The 933-nt window shown below is 64.3% G+C and carries 1 protein-coding gene and 1 pseudogene; both read right to left on the reverse strand.

The window, feature by feature from the left end:
- A partial coding sequence (locus ABN273_RS59255) for a helix-turn-helix domain-containing protein (RefSeq protein ID WP_349458606.1) occupies positions 1–425 on the reverse strand: 425 nt, incomplete at its 3' end.
- Between the two features lie 7 nt (positions 426–432).
- Positions 433–830 (reverse strand): annotated as a pseudogene (gene tnpA, locus ABN273_RS59260) (IS200/IS605 family transposase).
- Between the last annotated feature and the right edge of the window lie 103 nt (positions 831–933).

Consider the following 933-nt stretch of genomic DNA (forward strand, 5'->3'; position numbering starts at 1 on the left):
CCGAGCGGGCGGGTGATGCGGAAGCGGACCCAGCCGAGCTTGGGAAGTTTCGCCCGTGCCCAGCGCCGGTTGAGCCGCTCGATGGCGATCTTGGCGCCCTCGGGGAACCGGAACGACGGCCGCGTCCTGGCCCTGGACTTCCAACGGACCTTCCACGTCCCGTGCCGGGCACACGCCTGGTCCAGGTCGATGAGCGTCTGCTGAAGACAATGGCCGGGCACCTCCGCCAGCCACGCGAACTCGCCCTTGGCCTCAGCCAGCTGGCGGGCCTGTTCGTGGTAACCGATCCACGCCTCCCGACGGCGGTAGATGCGGCGCTGCTCCAGGGCGGTGTTCCACACACTGCGGCAGACGCCGCCGATCCGCTCAGCGAAGCATGCCTGACCAGGCGTAAGGTCCAAGCGGTACTTACGTCCCGTCAGCATCCTCGGGTCACCGGTTCTTCTGGTTCTCGACGTACCGCTTGACCACATCCAAAGGCGCCCCGCCCACGGTGGCCACGAAGTAAGAGTTGGTCCACAGCGTCGGAAGTTTCGACGTCAAGCTCGGGAACTCCTGACGCAGGACGCGGGAAGAGCGGCCCTTGATGGCCTTGACCAACTTGTGGATCCCGAACTGCGGGTCCACCTCGACCAGCAGGTGAACGTGGTCGGGCATGACCTCCAGTTCCACCAGCCACGCGCCTTTCTCCGCGATCACCTCCCGGATCAGCTCTTTCAGTCGCGTCTCGATCCGTCCGCCCAGCACTCGCCTGCGGTACTTGGGGCACCACACCACGTGAAAGGCACACTGGAAGGCGTGTTGCTGTTCGTGCGCAAGGTCACAGCCACACGGATCAATATACGGAGTTGATCTATCTACCGCTCAAAGATTCGACAGAAGGGCTTACCCCCATGGCTGAAGCCAGGGGTCCGCGCCCTAGATCTCCGATCG

The sequence above is a fragment of the Nonomuraea sp. B19D2 genome, assembly GCF_040137845.1.
GTDB lineage: Bacteria > Actinomycetota > Actinomycetes > Streptosporangiales > Streptosporangiaceae > Nonomuraea.